At 76.7% G+C, this 1,449-nt stretch carries 1 protein-coding gene; it reads left to right on the top strand.

What is annotated here, in order from left to right:
* The coding region (locus tag PINTE_RS21330; protein WP_157087456.1) for an amino acid adenylation domain-containing protein at positions 1-1,449 on the top strand (1,449 nt) is incomplete at both ends.

Consider the following 1,449-nt stretch of genomic DNA (forward strand, 5'->3'; position numbering starts at 1 on the left):
GCCGACCCCGACGGTGGCCGCGAGCTGCCCCGAGCCGGGCTCGTGGAACTCCTGGCGCGCACGGCCGAGCGCGTGCCCGAGCGCACCGCCCTCGTCGACGATCGCGGCCGGCTGACGTTCGCGCAGCTCTGGGAGGCGGTGCGCACCCAGGCCCGCGCCCTGCGCGACGCGGGCGTCGCCCCCGGTGACCGCGTGAGCATCGAGCTGCCCCGCGGCAACGACGTCGTCGTCGCGGTCTTCGCCGTCCTCGCGGCGCGCGCCGCGTACGTGCCCATCGACGTCACTGCCCCCGACGAGCGGCGCGACACCCTGCGCCGCGCGGCCGGGGCCCGGTGCGCGATCACCCCGGCGACCCTCGCGACCTGGGCCGCCTCGCCCGACACCCCCACCGACACCCCCACCGACACCGAGAGCCACACCGAGAGCGACGGCGAGATCGTGCCCGGGTACCGGCACGACGACCTCGCGTACGTCATGTTCACCTCGGGCTCCACCGGCGAACCGAAGGGCGTCGCGATCGAGCACACCGGGCTGGTCAACATGCTCGCCAACCACCGGCGTCGCATCTTCGCCCCCGCCGGCGCGGGGCCGGACCAGCCGTGGCGGGTGGCGCACGCCGTCTCCTTCGCCTTCGACATGTCGTGGGAGGAGCTGCTGTGGCTGCTCGACGGCCACGAGGTGCACCTGCTCTCGGAGACCGTGCGCCGCGATCCGGCCGCGATGACCGACTACCTCGCCACCCACCGCATCGACGTGCTCAACGTGACCCCCTCGGTGGCGGGGGCGCTGCTGGCCCACGGCCTGCTGGCGGGCGCGCACGCGCCGCGGCTCGTGCTCCTCGGCGGGGAGGCGGTCGGCGCCGACGTGTGGGCGGCGCTGCGCGACGCGCCCGGCACCGACGGCTACAACCTCTACGGCCCCACCGAGTACACGATCAACACCCTCGGCGGCGGCACCCGCGACAGCGCGACCCCGATCGTCGGACGGCCCATCGACAACACCGCGGTGCGGGTGCTCGACACCGCGTTGCGGCCGGTGCCCGACGGCGTGCCCGGCGAGCTGTACGTCGCCGGAGCCGGGCTGGCCCGCGGGTACCACGGCGCGCCCGCACCGACCGCGGCGCGATTCGTCGCGGACCCCTACGGGCCGCCCGGGGCGCGGATGTACCGCACCGGCGACATCGTCTCCCGGCGCCCCGACGGCGTCTTCGACTTCCACGGCCGCAGCGACGCCCAGGTCAAGATCCGCGGGCACCGCGTCGAGCCCGGCGAGATCCAGGCGGTGCTCGCCGCCGACCCGCGGGTCGCCCGGGCCGCGGTCGTCGCGCGACGCCTGCCGACCGGCTCCCTCGTGCTCGTCGGGTACGCCGTCGCCGCGGCCGGCGCCGATCTGGCTGCCGGTGGCGCCGACGCGCAGGCCGTGCTCGCCGGACTGCGCCGCCGGTTGCCG

Origin of the sequence: Piscicoccus intestinalis NBRC 104926 (genome assembly GCF_001515525.1) — a bacterium.
In the GTDB taxonomy this organism is placed as follows: Bacteria; Actinomycetota; Actinomycetes; order Actinomycetales; family Dermatophilaceae; genus Kineosphaera; species Kineosphaera intestinalis.